Origin of the sequence: Sphingobacterium daejeonense (assembly GCF_901472535.1) — a bacterium.
Classification (GTDB): domain Bacteria; phylum Bacteroidota; class Bacteroidia; order Sphingobacteriales; family Sphingobacteriaceae; genus Sphingobacterium; species Sphingobacterium daejeonense.
In genome coordinates this window covers 191,386-212,401 of sequence record NZ_LR590470.1, presented here as the reverse complement: position 1 = coordinate 212,401, position 21,016 = coordinate 191,386, and the positions used below count along the sequence as shown (strand labels likewise).

The window sequence follows — 21,016 nt, the reverse complement described above, 5'->3', positions numbered from 1 at the left end:
CTTTTTAAGTCAGTGTGCAAGTATTTATAAAGGAACAACACACCTTTAAATTTTGAAAGATTAGTTATATATTGATGTATTCTTTGTGTTAAGTTTCGGTTCAACGGCAGGAAATACAATGGTCGACCATTTATTAATTGAAAGTATCCATAATTCATCCCATTTGGATTTAAGCCTTTTCATGAGAAACATTAGGACTAATTTTCTTAAAGTAAAGAATTTTTACAGCTTCTTACTGATCTGAATTGGGACTAATCTTTCCTTCTATTAAGAATTCAATATACCTCGACAAGAATATAATGTAAGTTGGCCCCCCCCAAAGTGGTACTTAGGGAAATCCAATTTATATCCGATTTCACTTTTTTGGAAGGTTCTCGTTATAAAACCAAATATAGTCTCTATTTTTTTTTGCCCAAATGAGATTATCACCGAAACATTTGCTTTCATGATGAACGACAACCGATTCAAATCAAAGTCCTGTTAATGTCCGACTAATCAGAATTTATACCTTTTGTCAGATCTTGATTAACAACAATGCTAAAATTTGATAAAAAAGCTTCAACTAGCTCTTTTTTCACGCTATGTCCCTTCCCATTTCCCCAACGACCAACGAATGCAGGGGCAAGGTTTATCAACTTTGAAAATAGCTTTTGAGTGAGCCCATTTAAATATCTATAAGCTTTCATCTTGCCGGGAAACGTAGATACATCAAGTTTAAATGTACAATATCCCAAGAACCCGAAGATAGATGGATAGTATATGGCTGTTACATCCTTTTGAAACAGCCTTAGCTCCATTCTTCTCATTCTTATGTTCTCCAAGAGTCGCTGCATTTAAAGGAATCAATACTGGAAAAGGCTTACTGATTTTTTGATCAAAATGCAAACAGGGCAAGGCAAAAATGTAGGTGTGAAACTATTATAGGCATTTTGTCCATGTGAGTTGGACCAGTGCGACATGCCACCTTAAATGAGCAAGCTTTTTGGTTACTTTTCCACCTAAAAGTAACGTCATCCTGCAATCTAATGACATTATTCCTATGCATGGTTGGTGAGGACACCAACCATGGCGTTCTTGTTGCCAACACCCTTGGCCTCTCTATCAACCAACCTTGGTGTTCTGAAACTGCCAGCTCCTGCCAGCTTTCGCTTGAAGAACAGTTCATTATAGCGCTTCAAGAGCTGTTTGATATGGACATTCAGTTCATCCAGTGAAAAAAATGTCATCTGTCGTATTGGGTAATAGATGCGTTGATAAGTTAGGTGAACGGCATTTTCCACTAGGGCCTTGTCCTGTGCTGCATAGCTCCGGGTAGGATTGATCACGCAGTTGTAATGACGGGCAAAATCCTTGAAGGTCCGGTTGATCTCAGCTTCGTACTTACTGGCCCTATTGACCGCTGATTTAAGGTTGTCCGATACGATGGCTTTGGGAACGCCCTGAAAAAACTGCAGGGCATTCCCGCAACAGGATATCAGATCTGCCCGCTTTTGTGTCATACATGCCTGAACATAGGTGTATTGGCTATAGGGAAGAATAGCGACAAATACTTCAACGTTCATTACTCCGCCGGTTTGACGGTCGACAATCTGGAGCTTCTTTCCAGCAAAGTCGATGAACATTTCCTGGCCGTCCACATGGTCGAGCTTCATGGAACCTTTTTCTACAGGATATTTACGGCGGTAATGTTTCAGGAACTGGGTATAGCTATATGGATCTTTGCTCTGTTCGACATATTGCTGATAGTGGTAAAGTAAGGTGAAGCCAGGGTGGTGACGGACTCTGTTTACACCCTCGAAATACAGCATCAGTTCATTGTGACGGTCGGTATCGATCGTAGTATAAGAGGAAAATAGTTCAGCTAAAGCGGCATTGTCCAACTCCAGAAGAGACGTGAAAGGGTAATCACTGGCAGTGAACAGTTTGATATAGGTATTTACGGTATTGCGTGAAATACCTAAAATGGCGGCTATTCTACGATTGCTCAAACCATCAAGATGTAATGTAAGGATCTGTTTTAAGTCCATGGGATCAAGTATATTGGCCATGTCGCTGATTTTTTTTGGCGACAAGGTAATTTATTGATCTCAAAAAATGGCACAAATCAAACCGTAAACCATTGTTGTTTAGATAGTAGTGACATAAATGATGATTGACGGACTGTGGCACAAATCGAACCGTCAAATCAAATATTGTTTATTTCGGAGTTAACGGGCCACTATTTTCGGCGCATGATGGGCCATTGATTTCGCTCAATGCTGGGCCACTTTCCATTTACAATCCCTTTCGCTTAAAGTCTTTGACTCATAACCATTCAGGGAAAACAAAAGACTCCCTATGAATTTTGTTTTTGCTTGTAATAAATAGTAGCCTTTTGAATAAGAAACTAAGTTATTTTTTACTAAATGGCGTATCTCAACAGAATCCATTCTCTGATTGGTAATACTGTCTTGAACAATAAGGACATGCTTGCTTCTTGGGCTATTGCATTGTTTGCAAAAAAAATAAAAGCATTAAAAGGCATAATTGGAAAGGATTGGACTTTATCATAATAAAAGGTTAAAAAAAGCTAAACCCCTCTATTGTCTTATAATCATCAAGAAAATTCTCGGGGAAGAATTCCTCTTCAGGAATTTGTTTTTCCAAAACAAAATAACGAAAAGAACAGGATACATAATCTAAATTATTTAGATTTTTTCTAAACAATTGAATAGGTAGATACTTGGTTTTATCTATAATTATAGAATATAAATGATCTTCATTAGGAACATCCATGAGATTTCCAAGATTATCAATTATTTTGTTCGGTATGTTGAATTCAATTATAAAACACTCCTGGTCCGAGATTACAGTATCTCTAATTTCTTTCTTAACAATTTGGTTTTTAACAATCTTAGGTAAAAAATTCCTTAAATTAAGGAATGAATATTTAAAAAATGAAAAACCATTAACCTGGGAAAGGTTGGTTGGATTATAGATAAGTGTCTTTTCCTTTTTGTCGATTGTAAATGATTTGCTTCCATTATATACTTCTCTATATCTATCGTTTTCAAAAATGAAGTTGCATCCCAATTTATTTTTAGTAAAAAATAGAAAAACACTTCCTCCAAAGTCATTGTTATTCCCTATTGACTGTTGCCTTACCTCTCTTTTGAACTCATACGAAATATTTTTTTTAGCGTACATAGAGTCTATAACAATAGAAATTAATGAGTCTGCTTTTTCCTGCGCTACAGCCTGCAAAGCAAACATTGTTATAAACTGGTAAAAAAAAAGCAAAATATTTCTTTGAAAATTCATTTATAATTTATTAAATTGGTTTCGAGACCTTTATCTCACGCCAATTTAAATCTTATTTTTCTATTCTGAAAAGCATTCTTAAATTTTATTCCCTTTACATGGGGGTTATATTATTAGCCTCTTTCAACGAGATTGAACTGTACACGTTAGATCAATTGAAAACTAAGTTTAAAAAAAATTATGGAAAATTGAAATTTACACTAAGCTTGTTTTTAAACCATCATTTTAACCCCTAAAAATACAAAAAACATTTCCGAGATAGGAAATTAATACACTGAATTGGCAGATTTAAGCAATTTACCTTTGTTTTTTTAGCCATCAAATTTAATTGTGTCCTGATGGTACCATTGATATCTTCCACTGAACAACCTCATTATCCAGTCTAATAGGATATGATGGACTAATCATTCAAGTTATTAATGAAAAAGCATTTATGTACACCATAGGATTTAGTAAACTCAGATCCTAGTTCTTATTAATATACCGAGTTTATATGTTGGTGATGTTTATTCTATACATGCCAGCAATCTTGAGTTTTGAAAAGAAATGGGAAATCGCTAATTTGCCAAAACTCTATATGAATTTGTTGATTGTTTTATCGGATCTTTATCATGTCAATAAAACCCATTTAAAATAAATGAAAGAAAGTATTCTCGATAAGATTGCAACACTTGTAACCAAAGGGATCGAGTCCGAAGCGGAGTGTATTTACATACTTGCGCAAATCAGAAAATACATTGAACAACAGCACATAGATGGGTATTGGAACTTGCGCATGTGCGCGAACTGGACTTTGCACAGTCAGCTGGACAACGCTACCGTACAGGGTTTCCTACGTGAGTTGAACGATTTTCTTATCGATGCCGAAATCCACGGTGAATATAATATAGCTCGTCATCCCTCGCTTAAAAAAAGGCTTTCCTTCGTCACCTCGTTACAAGATGAGTTGTCTAATTTTCTGAATGCTGTGGGAATCGATTCCACGATACATACTGATAATTCAGCTTTTCGTAATCTGTTGAGGATATTCGGTCAAGTAATTGAGGACACACCATTACTTTGCAAACCGAATACGCCACTTTCCCACCTTAGTGAAGTGTCATTTTCAAGACGGAAATCTATCTTCCAAGATGATTTATACCCGATATCACTTTATTGGAAGATTAAAAAAGGGGATAAGGATATTCTCCTTATAAAATCAAACATAGTTTCTATACCTTTCGGCCCAATAGAAGTTATCACCGAAACATTTGCCTTCGTGACGAACGACAACGGATTATAAAATCAAAGTCTTGTTATTTTCTGACTAATCAGAATTTAAACCTTTCGTTAGATCTTGCTTTACGACTATGCTACAACTCGATAAAACAGCATCAATCTCGTTCTTCTTGACACCTCCACCTTTTCCATCTTCCCAACGACTAACGGTAGCAGGGTCTACGTTCATCAACTTTGCAAATCGCTTTTGAGTAAGCCCGTTTAAATATCTATAAGCTTTAATCTTGCCAGCAAACGTAGACTTATCAAGTTTAAACGGACAATATCCTAAGAACCCGAAGATGGGTGGATAGTATTGAATTTGAGGTTCATTTCTATTGTTCTCCCAATAGGTGATGCAGTCTTCGCTAACATTAAATATGGCTGCTACATCCTTTTGAAACAGCTTTAGCTCCATCCTTTTCTTCCTGATATGCTCTCCAAGGGTTTGTGGATTTATCGGTGTCGATTTTGGTAGAGGTTTACTGATTTGTTGTTCAAAATGCAAACAGGGCAACGCATGAATGCCCATGCGGATTTCACAACCACCCTACCAGAAATTGCATCTGCGGACCTTATACCGTACAGAAGTATATCTTTAAAATTTCTGGACCTTTGTTGGACAGAATAGATATCCATATCGAGGTTACACCTGTAGAGTTCAACGAACTCACGGACACTAGGAAATCCGAAAAAAGTGAGGTTGTAAGATCTAGGGTTATCAATGCAAGGAAAATTCAGGAACAGCGTTTTAAAAGAAATCCAAATATCCATGCCAATGCACATATGCGGGCAAAAAATATCCAAGAGATCTGCATTATCGATGAAGGAGGAAAAAAACTTCTTAAAAAGGCCATGGAAAGGCTCAACCTCTCAGCAAGAGCATATGATAGAATTCTAAAAGTCGCCAGAACAATAGCTGACCTGGAAGAGTCGGTAGAAATACAGAACGAACATCTAGCAGAAGCCATTCAATTCAGGAACTTGGATAGAGAGAATTGGACTGGATAAGGAATTCACCTGTTACAAAAGAGAAAATTAAATAACGGAATCATCCATTCTTTTCTTAAACCCTAAGAACGATCATGGTATAAAACGTAAAATAATCTTGATTAAGAATTCCCGCCATTTTCTATCACTTGAATGGCTTTTTTAATAAATGGATCCTTATTTTCGATCAATATTTTTTCAGCTAATTCTAGATTTATTTTTTCACCTGTTTTAGCATGCTTTTTAAAATCAAAGTCTATAAGAATATCTGGTGAGATAGATTCGCCTATCTCATATATCTTACCTTTTCTGTCTTTAAAAGTGGCTATTGCTAAATTGATAACAAAGCTATTGTTAAGTTTAATTGCATCATTTCCAGTCGTCATACCCATCGTTCGTTGTCCTATAACACGAACATTTTTTTGTCCAAGGAAAAATGCTGTCATTATTTCTCCTGAACTTGCAGTCAGGTTACTAGTCAGCACTATGATTGGTACTTTGTTATTTTTTATCTTATATGGTTTTTTATTCTTTAAATCAAAAACATCAAAGAATAACCTCATTGTTTCATCTTCTGTATCATTGTTAAAAACCACTTCCTGCAACTTTTCGTTACCGTTTGCATGATGCATGCTGAAATTGTGATTCTTGTCTATAAGATTATATAGGTTCCAAATCATAGGAAGATAGGATCCCCCGTGATTTTCAGTAAGGTCAATAATCCACGCTTTTGGTTTTTTTGAGTCGAGAAAAGAGATTTGATTACGCATTGTGTCAATATAGTTTCCGTGTTCGGACATCACAGCAGGAATATTGATATATGCATATTTATTGTCTATCATTCTATGATCAAAATGTTTTGGCTTAAAGCCTAGGTCTTTGTCGCTCATCTTCATCAGCTTCTCAATCATGCTTTTTTCTGAGGGTTGCCCATCAACGTATTTATTGAAAATAACAGATGAATGTAAATCATTCAATCCACTGATCACATCATTGAATACAGGTAATAGCTTATTGGGATCTTCTATTTTACTGGCTTTTTCTAGGACTATTGGTCTAATGGAATCCCAGTTTACATTTTTAGCTAGATATGCATTTGTTTGAACAGTATCTAAAAACCTTTTCGACAACTCAGTTAAACTTTCATTCTGAGCAAATAGAGATATTTTGGTGAAAAGTATGAAAATAATTGTAAGGTTTATTTTTTTCATGCCAATACTTAATTTAATATTTTAATTGGTTAGTAAATTAAGGTTAATATATAACAAATTTTTAATTTGACCACAAAAAAGAGTTAAAGCTATTGTTATGTTTTCACATTAAAGAAAATATAATTGGAACATTGCAGAATTCTAACATCCTAATAAATAAAGGACACAAGAAACATCGTTTTATGAGACTATAAATTATATAAGAATATAATATTTACTCATCCATCAAACTATCAACAGAAGTTTTCCAAGAGGCTTTGATAGATTGTGAACTAACCGTCATCAAATCAATTAGGATAGCAAATCCACCAGGAATTGTCAACATCCACCATTGCAAATCGATATGATAAGTAATTCCATCAAGCCATTTATTCATTGATATCCAAGCTATTGGTGAGGCTATGAGTAAGCCAATAATGACCTGGAAAAGTTCAAATAAGTAACTACATAATTTTATTGTCCTATGACAAGTTCTATTAAAATTATTTTTAGGATACTTGATTATCTATTTCTAAAAAATTTATTTTACAGAAAGTCCTTTACCAACATGAAAGAAACCCAGATTTACAGCTTAGAAAAACAGTCCTTAATGATCTTGAACAATTGTTTGAATTTCAAACTGACAAAGAAGGCATACATCAAGCGGCTTTTACTCCAAAAGACCCTACAGATAAAAATGCATATTTAGCTAAGTATGAAAAAATCTTACAAGATCCATCGACTAACAATCAGACGATTCTTTTAGACAATGTAATTGTTGGGAGCATGGCTAAATTTATTTTAAATGGCAAAACAGAGATCACATATTGGATTGATAGCAAATATTGGGGCAAGGGGATAGCAACAAAAGCACTCTCGGCATTTCTGGAAATGATGACTGATAGACCCGTATTTGGACGTGTGACTTTTGATAATTTCGGTTCTCAGAAAGTATTGGAGAAATGTGATTTTGTCAAAGTTGGAGAAAACAAAGGCTTTGCTAATGCCAGACAAGAAGAAATAGTAGAATTTATTTATGAATTAAACTAAGAAAAGATGAAAAGGAAATTAATCATGTGGAATATCCTGACCTTGGATGGTTATTTTGAAGGAACTAAAGAATGGGATTTATCTTTCCATGAAAATATTTGGGGACCGGAAACTGAGGAATTTGGCTTACAACAATTAGAATCAGCCGATTTTCTGGTCTTCGGACGCAAGACTTATGAAGGTATGGCAGCGTATTGGAAAAATGAAAAAGGTTCAATAGCAGATTTAATGAACTGTATTCCAAAAATTGTTGTCTCCAGGACTTTAAAATCAGCCGATTGGAATAATACTTCCTTAATCCGGGGAGATATTTCTAATGAAATCAAAAGATTAAAAGAAGAAGGGGGCAAGGATATGTACGTCTTTGGGAGTGCCAATCTTTCAGAAACATTGATGAATGAAAATTTATTCGATGAATATAGGATCGGGATATCTCCAGTTATCCTTGGCAATGGAAATCCTTTGTTCAAAAAAGATCTCAAGTCTTATGTCTTAAATCTATCTTCAGCCAATGTCTTAAAAAATGGCGGGGTTATTTTAACCTATATCCCGAAATCTGAGAATTAAGGATGCCTAGCGGGCTCTAATCACCATGATTGGTGACACTAACCCTGTCTAACTACCCCAACGGGCAATGTCATTATGTTAAGAAAAAAATAAGGCCATTGGCATATTTTCAGTGGCGGGTGGGGACACCTGCCACGGCGAGAAAACCCCATCGGGGTAAAATGCCGGAGGCATGAAATATCTCTTAAATGCCGTAGGCATGTAATATCTATAGATTTGATTATCGCCTCAATAACCAACGCCGTAGGTGTGGCATGTTTGTATAAATAGGATGGTTGGTGGGGACACCAACCATGGCGTGAAAATTAAGGAATTGCTCAATTCGACTTTTCAACAAAAGATTTAAACCTTTCCAAAACAGATTGGCAGAACTCCCTCTGCAAATTTAAATCAGTTTTTTCTTCAGGTTCAAACTCTTCGGTTAAGAAAACTTTTCCTTGACTCTCTTCAAAAGTAATTGTTGAGATCCTTTTGTCTTCCTGAAGGTTGATAATTTTTGCATATGGAATCACTTGGGTGTATTCTCCTTTGTAATCAAATCCTTCAGTACCATTCAGATTTTCCATCCGGAAGTGAAATTTCCCTCCAGTTACCACATTATTCTCCACAAATGGGCAATGCCAATCAGAAAATGGGACATTCCATATTTTTACATTTTCTTCTAAAGTCCAAGCATCCCAAACTTTTTCCAAAGTAGAATTAACAATCACCGGTACTATAATTTTATTTTTCATAGGCTTATTTTATCCATCAAAATTAAGGGATGATGAATAGAATATAATTGTCCTATGACAAGAAAATGGAAACTAATGATTTCTAAAACTGTTGAATAAAGTGCTTGATTACCCAAGGATAGGCTATAATGGTAAAGACTAAGCCTGTCAATGCCCCGAATAAATGGGCATCATGGTTTATACCATCGTTAGAATTTTTAGAAGCCCAGATACAATATGCCAGATAGACAAATGCGAAGATATAAGCTGGCATAGGAATAATCATAAAAATTCCCAGCATCATCTTAGGGTTGAACAGGATATAACTGAACAAAACGGCACTAATTGCCCCTGAAGCTCCTAGGCTATGGTAATGGTAATTGTTCTTTTGTTGAATTACAGTTGGGATATCACTCAAAATCAGGGATACAATATACAGCAGGGCGAACAGCAAATGCCCCATTGAGCCACTTATCTCTACAAATATCTGCTCAAGACCGAAACCGAAGTAATAAAAGGTGATCATATTAAAGATCAAGTGCATCCAGTCTTTATGGATCAACCCACTAGTAAGCATGAGGTACCATCTGCTTTTATCACGGTATACGGTATATGGATGCAGCATCCATTTGCCATATAACTCAGGTTTAGAAAATACATAGATACTCAAACCGATGGTCAAAGCAAAAATAATACTGGCAACAGGAGTAGTGGTAAGATAATATTGGATCATTTTAAAAACGGTCTTCTAACAAGAATAAGTATAGTTGTTTTGGTCCATGTGCTCCCAACACCAATCTCTTTTCGATATCGGCTGTTCTACTTGGACCTGTTATTGTTGTTATCATGGTAGGTAGATCATCCCCATAGCGTTCTTTGATCTGAGCCATGGCATGTTTGACATCCATGACCAGCTGTGACGCTCTGGCAATTACGATATGCACCGGAGGATAGACACTTAATCGTCGCCCTGATTCAGAGGCATTTGAAACCATGATACTGCCATTTCTGGCTATCAAAGCTTCGCAACCCGTAATACTGGCTTCAATTTCCTCCAAAGCTTGTTGGGATTTACGATATGGAAAACCAAATTGATCCATCATTTGCTGAATGGGTTTTTCCCAAATGTAGATCTTACTGATATTTATTTTTTCCACAAGAATAATCAGGTTCTCAATCAGATTGATCTCTCCATCGCAGTATATAAAGTTACCGGACATCTGAGTAAACTCTCTAGCAAAAGTGACATCCAAAGAATCCTCCTCATCCTTATACAGCTGATTCTCTTCAAACATAGGATGTGAATTCTCCTTTTTTTGAAGCAATGCCTGCCGAATCTTTTTCAGCATCTTTTCCTTTGCCGTGGTATTCCTGATATTCATATCATAAAAACAGACAGGACTCCGGGTCCTGTCTGCTAAAATATTCTAATTATTCTGAATCTAATTTCTTCTGCTCCTCAGGGTTTGCCTGTACATCTTCCCTATCGGTAGATGGTACGGGAAGATCCGTTTGTGGAACTCCACCTCCATCTGCACCACCATTTACAAACTCATCGTAAGTCGTTTTGTTGGTGAAAGGACGCTTACCCAAGATTTCCTCCAAATCCGTTTGGAATAAAATCTCTTTTTCCAATAGTTTCTCAGCAATCTTGATCAAACCGTCTTGTTTTTCTAACAACAAGTTTTTGGTTCTCTCGTATACTTCAGATATCAATACCCTTACTTCATCATCGATCAACTCTGCAGTCTGATCTGAATATGGTTTTTGGAATTGGCTATCTCCTGAACTATCTCTAAAGGATACATTACCTACTTTATGGTTCATACCATATACAGCAGTCATGGCATAAGCCAATTTAGTAATACGTTCAAGGTCATTCTGTGCCCCTGTACTGATTCTACCAAAAGTGATATCTTCAGCTACACGGCCACCCATGGTCATACACATACTGTCTATCAATTGTTCAGTTGTGTACAAGAATTGCTCTTTAGGCAAATACTGCGCATATCCCAATGCTGCAACACCACGTGGAACTATCGATACTTTTACCAAAGGGTCAGCATGTTCCAAGAACCATCCAGCAATTGCATGTCCTGCTTCATGGTAAGCAACAATTTTCTTCTCCTCAGGAGAGATAATTTTATTTTTCTTCTCCAGACCTCCGATGACACGGTCTATAGCATCTTGGAAATCCTGCATTTCAATTGCTTTTTTGTTTTTACGAGCAGCGATCAAAGCTGCCTCGTTACATACGTTTGCAATTTCAGCACCAGCAAATCCTGGCGTTTGGGCGGATAATTTCTTTGCATCTACCTCTTCGGCAAGTTTCAAAGGCTTTAAGTGAACGTTAAAGATATGCTCACGTCCGATCAAGTCAGGTTTATCGATAGAGATTTGTCTGTCGAAACGTCCTGGACGCAATAATGCGGTATCCAAAACATCCAAACGGTTGGTTGCTGCTAGGATAATAACCCCAACGTTAGTACCAAAAACCGTCCATTTCCACCAATAACTGGTTTAATGTATTTTCACGCTCATCATTTCCACCCATAATTGAGTTTTTACCACGGGCACGCCCGATAGCATCGATCTCATCGATGAAAATGATACATGGCGCTTTCTCTTTGGCTTGTTTAAACAAGTCACGAACACGAGAGGCACCCACTCCGACGAACATTTCCACAAAATCAGAACCTGATAATGAAAAGAAAGGAACTTGCGCTTCACCAGCAACCGCTTTTGCCAATAATGTTTTACCAGTTCCCGGAGGGCCTACCAATAAGGCTCCTTTTGGAATCTTACCTCCTAGGTCAGTGTATTTTTTAGGATTTTTCAAGAAGTCAACGATTTCCATGACCTCTTGTTTAGCCTCTTCGAGGCCAGCAACATCATTAAATGTGATGTTGATTTGCGATTCTTTGTCGAACAATTGTGCTTTAGATTTTCCAATATTGAAAATCGCACCACCGCCTCCACCTGCACCACCATTCATGCGGCGCATTAAGAATATCCAGATTACCACAATGATCAACAAAGGCAACATAAACGAAATAAACCATCCCGCATATGGGTTTGATCTATCTTCGTAAGTCACTCCAATTCTAGGTTGTCCAACTGCCAAACTGTCTTGTGAAGCTTTTAACTTCTGTTCTAAAATCTCCGCAGACGGCTCAGTAAAGTTGAACTGAGGACCTGTGGCATTAGAAAAAGACAGATTGTTAGGACTCTTAGAAATATCTTTGTATTTCTCTTGGTCTAATCTATCGCTCTTAATATATACTTCGACATCGATCAGGTCATTGCTTTTATAGGCAACCAGCTTTTCAACATCGCCAGGAATAAGACTGTTTTGTTCAAACTCTTTATAGGTAATCTTTTTAGATGATTCGCCACTAAATAAGTATTGAAGCCCAAAAAACCCCACTATCATCGCAATCCAAAGCCAGATCATATTAAATTTCGGTGGCATTGGCGTAATCTTCTTACTCGGAACTTTCTTCATTTATAACTCTTATACTACGTTTCACAACAATTATTATGCGCTTTGGTATTTATTCATGGCTGCATCGCCCCAAAGATCCTCTATCCTATAATGATCACGCATATCCGTCTTGAAGATATGGACTACGACGTCCACAAAATCAAGCAAAATCCATTCGCCATTGCCCTGGCCTTCTTTATGCCAAGGGTCTTGACCAAATGCTTTATAAACTTCATCCTCAACGCTCTTTGCAATAGCGTTTACTTGAACATTAGAATCGGCATGGCAGATCACAAAATAGTCAGACAAGGCTCCATTCACCTCTCGCATATCCATCCTCACAATTTCGTTGCCCTTTTTTTCCTGCATCCCGTGGATAATCACGTCTGCTAATTTCTCCGACAACGAAGATTTTTTGTTTTTACTCATCAAGATTTGTTATACTTTTGACTAATTAAATTGTTTTCAAACTACTTTAAATACAATATCTTTTGCAAAATAACACATTTTCGGGAGAATCACTACGTCAAAAATTAATTGTTTTGGACGAAATCGGGTCTACCAATGATTATTTAAAATCTAAATTGTCAAATTTCAAGCCACTACCGGAATGGACTGCCATAATGGCAAAAAACCAAACCATGGGCAGAGGACAACGACAAAACTCCTGGAAATCAGAACCTAATAGCAATATCACCTTCAGTTTTGTCATTTATCCAAATCATCTTTCCCTGCAACAGCATTTCACCTTAAATATGCTGGTAAGCTTGGGGATTATAGATTGGCTAAAGTCGCTCCAAATTGATTCAACCATAAAATGGCCCAATGATATCATGATCGGCAACAGGAAAATATCAGGGATATTGATCGAAAATATTAGCAACAGCAAAGAAATAAGACAATCCATTATTGGGATTGGTTTAAATGTCAACCAAAAGCAATTTTCAGAGGAATTCAGCAACCGAGCGAGTTCGATTCTGAATGAAACCGGAATTTTTACCGAAGACCTGGAGTCAGAATGCCTAAACTTGCTTGCTTTCATTGCTAAAAGAGTTGAAAGACACAAAAAAAACACACTGACAGACAAAGACTTACTGATAGAATACAACAATAATCTTTTTAGAAGGGACATTCCTGCATATTACTCGTCTAGTAATATATCATTCGAAGCAACGTTGGTTAAAGTTGATGGGAATGGACAATTATACCTACGAACAAAAGATGAGGTAAAAACCTATTATTTCAAAGAAGTTGTTTTTCAAATGCAATAAAATGATTACAACTTCATTAATTATAGAGATAATACTAACTTTGAATTAAACTTTATAAATATAAATTAGTCAAAAAATAGAATAAAACGGTTTTTTATGAAAAAAATAAATCTATTAATTGCATTTTTAATCTTTGCTGTATCAGGAGTTTTCGCTCAAGTGGAAAATCCAGTGAAATGGTCAGTAGGGTTTAAAAAACTTCCCAACAATGAAGCAGTTATCCTTTTAAAAGCTAATGTAGAGCAAGGATGGCATATCTATGGACTTAATGTACCATCAGGAGGCCCTATTTCTACTTCATTTACCTTTACTCCTGGGAATGGTGCTAAAGTGACAGGTAAACCTGCAGCAAAGGAACCTAAGACCAAATTTGAAGATGTCTTCAAAATGAATGTTCCTTATTACAATGGAGAAGTAATTTTCCAACAGAAAGTTAAATTGGCGAACAACAAACCTACTACAGTAAAAGGTGTTGCCACCTTTATGGCTTGTGATAAAGAGCGTTGTTTACCACCAGATGAATATGAATTCGCGGTAACAATCAAATAGCGAAATAACAGTTTAGAAAAATACCAAAAGGCAGGTCTTCCCTGCCTTTTTCTTAATTTCTCCCGTTAACACTCAATTATGTTTAGCTTTAAAAATGCTTTGATAGCCTTTGGTTGGCTATTGCTAATTTCTATAACTCCGTTAAAAGGAATTTCACAAGACACCCTGATCAACATAGATGATGTAGAGTTCAGCTCTGGTCAAGAAGAGACCGGCAGCACTGACACATTAATTTCTGACCTTGAGGGGGTTGAATTCTCTTCAGGAGAAGATACAGCTGCTACTGATAGTACCGCTACTGTAGCTCCCACTGTTGATTCTACTGATAATCAAGAAGCGAATACTTCCCTATGGGGAATATTCATTGAGGGTTTATTAGGTGGATTCTTGGCATTCCTAATGCCTTGTATCTTCCCTATGGTTCCTCTTACGGTAAGTTTTTTTACTAAAAAATCAGCATCCAAGCTACAAGCGGTCTCCCAAGCCCTGACTTATGGTTTGTTTATTATCGTAATTTACGTGGCTTTGGGTATGTTGATTACGATAGCTTTCGGTCCAGAAGCCATGAATGCGCTATCTACGAATGGTATCTTCAACTTCTTCTTCTTCCTGATGCTCGTCTTTTTCGCAGCCTCATTCTTTGGAGCATTTGAGATTACATTGCCTAGCAAATTCGTGAACAAAATTGATGAGAAGTCTGATAAAGGTGGTCTTATCGGCTACTTCTTTATGGCTGCCAGCCTTGCGGTTGTATCTTTTTCTTGTACAGGACCAATTATCGGTACTGTATTGGTCAATGCAGCTGTAAAAGGTGACCGTTTAGGCCCTGCAATTGCGATGTTCGGGTTCTCTTTCGCCTTAGCGATTCCATTCGTTTTATTCGCTATGTTCCCAGCACTATTAAAATCAATGCCTAAATCTGGCGGTTGGTTGAATAGTGTAAAAGTAGTATTGGGATTCTTGGAATTAGCATTGGCGCTTAAATTCTTGTCGAATGTAGACTTAGCATACAACTGGCAATTCCTAGATCGTGAGGTCTTCTTGTCTTTATGGATTGTCATATTCGGACTAATGGGATTATACTTGATCGGAAAGATTAAATTCTCGCATGACAGCGACCTAAAATATATGTCAGTTCCCCGCACCATCATTGCCATCATTGTATTTTCCTTTGTGGTGTATATGGTTCCGGGTATGTGGGGTGCTCCGTTGAAATCCATTGCTGCATTCTTGCCTCCGATTGGAACACAGGATTTCGATATTTCTGCTGGTGTTGCAGCAGGTCCGGGGCATGGTACCTCTGCTGATGCAAACAACAGAAAGTATTTCAGCCACTTCCATGACCGCGCAACGATCAAGGGAATGGATCCATATTATGATTACGATGAGGCATTAGCTGCTGCCAGGGCACAGGACAAACCTTTATTGGTAGACTTCACAGGTTGGAACTGTGTAAACTGTCGTAAGATGGAAGCTGATGTATGGTCTGATCCAGGAATCAAGCAGATGATAAATGAGAACTTTATCCTTGCAGAACTTTATGTAGATGATTATGATCTAAAACTTCCAGAATCTGAACAGTTCGTTTCTCCGACCACGGGAAAGAAAATCAACACGGTTGGACGTAAAAACACAGATTTCCAAATTTCTAAATTCAACAGTAACTCACAGCCATTATATGCCATGTTGGACAATGATGAACAATTGTTGGTGCCGACTAGCGGTGCAAATTATAATATCGAAAGCTACAGAGCGTATTTACAATCTGCAATCGACGCTTACAAAGCGAAGAAATAGGCTTTCTTATAATTTTGTACAAAAAAAATAAGTATTTAGGTATATTTGACGTATGAGCAACATTAATAACATCGCAGTATTAACGTCAGGGGGCGATTCCCCAGGCATGAATGCAGGTATTCGTGCAGTAATAAGAACAGGGATTTATCATGGGAAGAACATGTTTGGTATCCGCAGAGGATACGATGGGTTGGTTCAAGGAGATATTACTCCTATGGACGCAAAATCTGTAGCAAACATTATTCAACGCGGAGGGACCATTCTTAAAACTGCTAGAAGCGATGAATTCCGTACTGTTGAAGGCAGACAGAAAGCTTATGAGAACTTAAAAAAACTAAATATAGATGCTTTGGTTGTAATCGGTGGTGACGGAACATTTACTGGTGCTTCCAAATTCATTGAAGAGTTTGACATTCCAATTATAGGGATGCCAGGCACGATCGACAATGACTTGAACGGCACTGACTTCACCATTGGCTATGACACCGCTATCAACACTGTTGTAGATGCTGTAGACAAGATCCGTGATACAGCGGAGTCTCATGACCGTCTTTTCGTTGTTGAAGTAATGGGTCGTGACTCTGGTCTGATTGCTTTGCGTTCAGGAATCAGCACAGGTGCTGAGGCCGTTTTGATTCCAGAGCTTGAAGTAGACTACGACGCCATCATGAAACGTCTGGATAAAACCAGAAAGAACAAATCATCCCGTATTATCATTGTTGCTGAAGGAGACAAAGAAGGAGGTATGGTGGTTGCTGAAAAGATTCAATCAAACTTCCCAGCATACGATGTTCGTCTTTCTATTCTAGGTCACATTCAGCGTGGAGGCTCACCAACATGTATGGACCGTGTATTGGCCAGTCGCCTAGGTGTTGCTGCAGTAGAAGGCTTGATTGAGGGCCGTAAAGGTGAAATGGCGGGTCTGATTTGTGGAAACGTCCAATTTACCCCATTCAACAAAGCAATAAAACACATCGATAAAGTAAACGAAAACCTAACAAGAATCGTAGAGATACTTTCTTTGTAAAGGTCAACAAGAATAAAAGTAAAGGCTTGCCCGTTTGGGCAGGCCTTTTTTCGTTGCGGCTCCTTTGCCCTGGTTGGTGTCCCCACCAACCAGTAATTTTTTGTTCCTTATTCGTGTCTTGTTCCACTCTCGTTCCTACCTCGTTCCACTCTCCGTCCTCTTTTGTTCGGACCTTGTTCGGACCTTGTTCGGGTATTTTTCCGAAGCAGCTCCGAACAAGGTCCGAACGAAGTCCGAAGGAGAGACGAAGGAGAGACGAAGGAGAGTGGAACAAGAGTAAAATGAGAGTGGAAGGAGAATGGTCAGGCAGACAAAAATTGAGGGTATTGGCAAAACAACTTTTTTCCATCTATTCACTATTGCTTACATTTGTTTAAAATTAAAAATGATGCAGATAGCTCAACTCTACCAGATCTACAAGGATTTCCCGAACATTTGTACAGATACTCGTAAAATCAGCAAGGACTGTTTATTCTTTGCGCTGAAAGGAGACAACTTCAATGGAAATAGTTTTGCTGAAAAAGCACTTGAGGCTGGGGCAAAATATGTGATTGTTGACGACAGTTCATTTTACAAGGAAGATCCTGCTTATGTTTTGGTAGATGATGTACTCACTGCGCTGCAAGAACTTGCAAGGTTCCACAGGAAACATTTAAACATCCCTTTTATAGGAATCACTGGAACCAACGGAAAAACCACCAGCAAGGAGCTACTGAACAGTGTCCTATCTCAGAAGTACCATACCTACGCAACAAAAGGTAATCTCAACAATCATATTGGCGTTCCGCTGACCATCCTTTCCTTAACTGATGATGTAGAAATTGCCATTGTAGAGATGGGGGCAAACCATGTCCATGAAATTGCTTTTTTATGCAGTATTTCGCAACCTACCCATGGCTTTATCACCAATGTTGGCAAAGCTCACCTCGAAGGATTTGGGTCGTTTGAAGGCGTTATGAAAGCCAAAGGTGAACTTTATGATTACCTGAAAGAAAACAATGGCCAGATCTATATTCAAGGTGACAATGACTATCTCACCGAAATGGCAAAAGACAGGGATCTCCAACATGTAATTTATTATGGTTTTTCGGAGAAGAATGAAATCCAGGGAGGTTTAGTTGTTGCTGATCCTTTTCTGACGATTTTCTGGAACATCAAAGGTGAAGAGCAGAGAAATGAAGTTAAAACCAATTTAACAGGCGCCTATAACATTGAAAACATGTTGGCGTCCATTGCGCTGGGGAAAACTTTTGGGCTGAATACCGAAGAGATAAACAACGGACTGAGCAATTATATTCCACAGAACAACCGATCTCAAATCACCCAAACAGAAAAGAACACCATAATTGCTGATTATTATAATGCAAATGCCAGCAGTATGGCAGCGGCATTGGGGAATTTGGACGTTATCCAAGCAGACCGCAAAGTAGCAATCCTTGGGGATATGTTTGAAATGGGAGATCAAAGTGAAGTAGAACATAAAAAAGTAATCGAAAAAGCAAAGAGCCTAAAAGTCGACAAATTAATTTTTGTCGGAAAAGCTTTTTATGCGTTAAAAGACGAGGGCGCTAGCTTTTTTGAAAGCACAGATGATTTGAAAAAAGACCTTGAGGAAAACCCATTGGAAGATTTTATGATTCTTTTGAAAGCATCCCGAGGGATGGCTTTCGAGAAATTAATCGATGTATTGTAATGTTAGATCTTAAGGGCATCCACCATATTGCCATTATCTGCAGTAATTATTCTGTTTCCAAGGCCTTTTACACGGAAGTTTTGGGGTTTGAGATTTTGCAGGAGGTCTATCGGGAGGAGCGCGATTCCTACAAACTGGATTTAGCCCTGAATGGACAATATATCATTGAGCTGTTTTCCTTTCCGGATCCTGCCGAAAGACCTAGCTATCCAGAAGCAAGGGGATTACGGCATTTGGCCTTTGCGGTTGAAAACATTGAAAAACAAGTTGCCTTGCTTAATAATATGGGTATAAAAACGGAGCCCATCCGTGTTGATAAAACGAGCGATAAGAAATTCACTTTTTTCACCGACCCCGATGGGCTTCCATTAGAACTTTATGAAGTCTAGTCCTTACCTACTTCTAGGTTAAGTTCTTTTTCTTTGTTTATTAAATTTGAGATACTGGTATCGTTCAAGATTTGCAGCATAGCATTTCTAACTTCGACAAAAGTATCACGGATGCCACATGCATGCTCCTCCACACACTCTTCGCAGGAGCGGTAGAAATTCAAGCTGACACAAGGCAATAGGGCAATAGGTCCATCAATCAGGCGCATTACTTGCGACAAATAGATATCTTCTGGAGCTTTGTTGAGGCTATAACCCCCTCCAGCACCTTTTTTGGAATAAAGAATCCCGGCATTGCGCATCTCCAGAAGGATTTGTTCCAAGAATTTCTTGGGGATCCTTTCTTCTTCGGCGATTTTGCCAATCTGCATAGGTTCTTTTCCGTAGTTTCTGCCCAATACCATAAGGGCTTTTATCGCGTATTTCGTTTTCTTCGATAGCATATCAAACCTGTCTGGTCTTAATTCATCAAAAGTATAAAAAATAAAGCTATTTCTGCAATACGTCTACAATCGGTCGCCCAATAGAGCCATTTGGTTCCATCACATGGAGTAAGGAAGAAATAGTGGGAGCAATATCTGTAATATTGACAACTTTATTGGTCGTTCCATGTTTTACACCCCAGCCCATGAATACCAATGGAATATGAGAGTCATAAGGTGTCCAAGTACCATGTGTTGTACCGGTCGAACGTGGAGTTCCATCATACCATTGCGGTTCTGTGATAATCTGAATGGCACCGCTGCGCTTACGATTGTACCCATTGATAATCTTTTCACGGATTTCTGCTGGCACCATCATGTTCTCACCGCCTTCCATATCTACCACATAAGCTACACCATCTTCGTGTCTCAACATTTTGATAATGGATTTCTTCACTTTTTCTTCGTCCAGATTCGCTTTTTCAATTGCATCATAGTTCAAATGGACTTGGTAATTCAAAAGGCTAACAATCAGGTTTTCTGAACCAAATTCTTTTTTCAGTTCTTCATTCATTGTTCTCTGTAGCTGTCTGGAGAAGAAATAGCCTCCATTTCCACGCATATCCATAAAGTAACGAGAGTTATAGGATGCGGCATGGTCGGCAGTCAAGAAGAATGTATAATTTCCTTTTCCTACTGTTTTATCCAAATATTTGAAGAATTCGGCTAGTTCTTGGTCAAGTCGTAGGTAGATATCTTCGATTTCTACGGATGATAATGAATACCTGTGTCCGACGTAATCAGTAGCTGAAAGACTTACACATAAGAAATCAGTAGCATTTTTAGGGTTATGGCCTAATTTTTCATTTTTGATAGCATCTTTTGCAAAGTCTAGTGTTAATGTGTTGCCATAAGGAGTTGATTTTATCAGTTCATAGCCGGCATCTTTCATCAACAGCGATGTTTTCCGAGGGAATGCAGCAGTTTCTTCTCCTGCCCATTTTCCTTCGTAGATGTTGTCATCGTCGATACTGTTAGTTTTATAGGTATCGATTGGGTAAAGTGTATTCCAATCTTGTTTAAGATATTTGTCAGCCAATTTCTGTTGGTTGAATCCTTTTACCCATTCTGGCAAGTTTTCCATGTAGTAGGTACTGCTGATCCAATCTCCTGATTTCGCTTCAAACCAATATGCAGCATCGGCGAAATGACCAGCAGGTAGGATTCCGCCCCTATCTTTGATCGCAATACCGATTACTTTTGAGTTGAAGTTTGTGGCCAATTTCAATTGGTCAGTCACCGTTGAGGCCAATAGGT

At 38.0% G+C, this 21,016-nt stretch carries 22 protein-coding genes and 2 pseudogenes; 11 read left to right on the top strand and 13 right to left on the bottom strand.

Annotated elements, in window-relative coordinates; genetic code table 11:
* Positions 1-491 precede the first annotated feature (491 nt).
* The 3 genes from FGL31_RS01005 to FGL31_RS00995 all read right to left on the bottom strand — a co-directional run bounded on the left by FGL31_RS01005 (position 492) and on the right by FGL31_RS00995 (position 3,243).
* Positions 492-821, bottom strand: coding sequence for a hypothetical protein (locus FGL31_RS01005; protein ID WP_171017502.1), 330 nt, complete (start codon positions 819-821; stop codon positions 492-494).
* Between the two features lie 216 nt (positions 822-1,037).
* Positions 1,038-2,048 carry an IS21 family transposase gene (gene istA, locus FGL31_RS01000; protein WP_232046149.1) on the bottom strand — a complete coding sequence of 337 codons (1,011 nt, stop codon included), beginning with the start codon at positions 2,046-2,048 and terminating at the stop codon, positions 1,038-1,040.
* Between the two features lie 511 nt (positions 2,049-2,559).
* On the bottom strand, positions 2,560-3,243 hold the full coding sequence (locus FGL31_RS00995; protein WP_138089438.1) for a hypothetical protein: 684 nt from the start codon (positions 3,241-3,243) through the stop codon (positions 2,560-2,562).
* Between the two features lie 694 nt (positions 3,244-3,937).
* Between FGL31_RS00995 and FGL31_RS00990 the strand changes: the two genes are divergently transcribed.
* Complete coding sequence (locus FGL31_RS00990) at positions 3,938-4,582, top strand: hypothetical protein (protein WP_138089437.1); 645 nt, start codon at positions 3,938-3,940, stop codon at positions 4,580-4,582.
* Between the two features lie 24 nt (positions 4,583-4,606).
* Here FGL31_RS00990 and FGL31_RS00985 read toward each other — a convergent pair whose 3' ends face one another.
* Positions 4,607-5,089 carry a helix-turn-helix domain-containing protein gene (locus FGL31_RS00985; RefSeq protein WP_232046148.1) on the bottom strand — a complete coding sequence of 161 codons (483 nt, stop codon included), beginning with the start codon at positions 5,087-5,089 and terminating at the stop codon, positions 4,607-4,609.
* Between the two features lie 32 nt (positions 5,090-5,121).
* Here FGL31_RS00985 and FGL31_RS30220 point away from each other — a divergent pair.
* Positions 5,122-5,166 (top strand): annotated as a pseudogene (locus tag FGL31_RS30220) (hypothetical protein); the annotation flags it as partial.
* Positions 5,167-5,172: 6 nt separating this feature from the next.
* Entirely contained in the window at positions 5,173-5,568 is a 396-nt protein-coding gene (locus FGL31_RS00980; protein ID WP_446677058.1) for a magnesium chelatase subunit ChlI family protein, read from the top strand.
* 101 nt (positions 5,569-5,669) lie between these two features.
* Here FGL31_RS00980 and FGL31_RS00975 read toward each other — a convergent pair whose 3' ends face one another.
* Complete coding sequence (locus FGL31_RS00975; RefSeq protein ID WP_138089436.1) at positions 5,670-6,758, bottom strand: S41 family peptidase; 1,089 nt, start codon at positions 6,756-6,758, stop codon at positions 5,670-5,672.
* Positions 6,759-6,972: 214 nt separating this feature from the next.
* Positions 6,973-7,134, bottom strand: a complete 162-nt coding sequence (locus FGL31_RS22465; RefSeq protein WP_171017501.1) for a hypothetical protein — start codon at positions 7,132-7,134, stop codon at positions 6,973-6,975.
* 146 nt (positions 7,135-7,280) lie between these two features.
* On the opposite strand from FGL31_RS22465, the gene FGL31_RS00970 reads away from it, so the two are divergent.
* Complete coding sequence (locus tag FGL31_RS00970) at positions 7,281-7,787, top strand: GNAT family N-acetyltransferase (RefSeq protein ID WP_138089435.1); 507 nt, start codon at positions 7,281-7,283, stop codon at positions 7,785-7,787.
* 6 nt (positions 7,788-7,793) lie between these two features.
* Positions 7,794-8,354 (top strand): dihydrofolate reductase family protein, encoded by a 561-nt coding sequence (locus FGL31_RS00965; RefSeq protein WP_138089434.1) that lies wholly within the window; start codon positions 7,794-7,796, stop codon positions 8,352-8,354.
* Between the two features lie 317 nt (positions 8,355-8,671).
* Here FGL31_RS00965 and FGL31_RS00960 read toward each other — a convergent pair whose 3' ends face one another.
* The 5 genes and pseudogenes from FGL31_RS00960 to rsfS form a co-directional block, all read right to left on the bottom strand.
* Positions 8,672-9,088 carry an SRPBCC domain-containing protein gene (locus FGL31_RS00960; protein ID WP_138089433.1) on the bottom strand — a complete coding sequence of 139 codons (417 nt, stop codon included), beginning with the start codon at positions 9,086-9,088 and terminating at the stop codon, positions 8,672-8,674.
* Positions 9,089-9,170: 82 nt separating this feature from the next.
* Positions 9,171-9,800: a rhomboid family intramembrane serine protease gene (locus FGL31_RS00955; protein WP_138089432.1), complete on the bottom strand. Its 630-nt coding sequence runs from the start codon at positions 9,798-9,800 to the stop codon at positions 9,171-9,173.
* Between the two features lies 1 nt (position 9,801).
* Positions 9,802-10,449 (bottom strand): LutC/YkgG family protein, encoded by a 648-nt coding sequence (locus FGL31_RS00950; protein WP_138089431.1) that lies wholly within the window; start codon positions 10,447-10,449, stop codon positions 9,802-9,804.
* Positions 10,450-10,498: 49 nt separating this feature from the next.
* Positions 10,499-12,572, bottom strand: a pseudogene (ftsH, locus tag FGL31_RS27290) (ATP-dependent zinc metalloprotease FtsH).
* A gap of 33 nt (positions 12,573-12,605) precedes the next feature.
* The gene (gene rsfS / locus FGL31_RS00940; RefSeq protein ID WP_099369390.1) at positions 12,606-12,980 is read right to left on the bottom strand and encodes a ribosome silencing factor; all 375 of its coding nucleotides are present in this window, start codon (positions 12,978-12,980) and stop codon (positions 12,606-12,608) included.
* A gap of 113 nt (positions 12,981-13,093) precedes the next feature.
* Between rsfS and FGL31_RS00935 the strand changes: the two genes are divergently transcribed.
* The 6 genes from FGL31_RS00935 to gloA2 all read left to right on the top strand — a co-directional run bounded on the left by FGL31_RS00935 (position 13,094) and on the right by gloA2 (position 19,277).
* On the top strand, positions 13,094-13,822 hold the full coding sequence (locus FGL31_RS00935; protein ID WP_232046146.1) for a biotin--[acetyl-CoA-carboxylase] ligase: 729 nt from the start codon (positions 13,094-13,096) through the stop codon (positions 13,820-13,822).
* A gap of 96 nt (positions 13,823-13,918) precedes the next feature.
* On the top strand, positions 13,919-14,371 hold the full coding sequence (locus tag FGL31_RS00930; RefSeq protein ID WP_099369388.1) for a protein-disulfide reductase DsbD domain-containing protein: 453 nt from the start codon (positions 13,919-13,921) through the stop codon (positions 14,369-14,371).
* Positions 14,372-14,449: 78 nt separating this feature from the next.
* Positions 14,450-16,168 (top strand): protein-disulfide reductase DsbD family protein, encoded by a 1,719-nt coding sequence (locus FGL31_RS00925; protein WP_138089429.1) that lies wholly within the window; start codon positions 14,450-14,452, stop codon positions 16,166-16,168.
* Positions 16,169-16,220: 52 nt separating this feature from the next.
* On the top strand, positions 16,221-17,195 hold the full coding sequence (pfkA, locus tag FGL31_RS00920) for a 6-phosphofructokinase (RefSeq protein ID WP_138089428.1): 975 nt from the start codon (positions 16,221-16,223) through the stop codon (positions 17,193-17,195).
* Between the two features lie 385 nt (positions 17,196-17,580).
* The gene (locus tag FGL31_RS00915; RefSeq protein WP_317130932.1) at positions 17,581-18,888 is read left to right on the top strand and encodes a UDP-N-acetylmuramoyl-tripeptide--D-alanyl-D-alanine ligase; all 1,308 of its coding nucleotides are present in this window, start codon (positions 17,581-17,583) and stop codon (positions 18,886-18,888) included.
* Positions 18,888-19,277 carry an SMU1112c/YaeR family gloxylase I-like metalloprotein gene (gene gloA2 / locus FGL31_RS00910; RefSeq protein WP_138089427.1) on the top strand — a complete coding sequence of 130 codons (390 nt, stop codon included), beginning with the start codon at positions 18,888-18,890 and terminating at the stop codon, positions 19,275-19,277. The genes FGL31_RS00915 and gloA2 overlap by 1 nt, the downstream gene beginning before the upstream one ends.
* Here gloA2 and FGL31_RS00905 read toward each other — a convergent pair.
* Entirely contained in the window at positions 19,274-19,720 is a 447-nt protein-coding gene (locus FGL31_RS00905; protein WP_099369382.1) for an RrF2 family transcriptional regulator, read from the bottom strand. The genes gloA2 and FGL31_RS00905 overlap by 4 nt on opposite strands.
* A 46-nt stretch (positions 19,721-19,766) precedes the next feature.
* Entirely contained in the window at positions 19,767-21,011 is a 1,245-nt protein-coding gene (locus tag FGL31_RS00900) for an alkaline phosphatase family protein (RefSeq protein WP_262709012.1), read from the bottom strand.
* Positions 21,012-21,016: the final 5 nt, after the last annotated feature.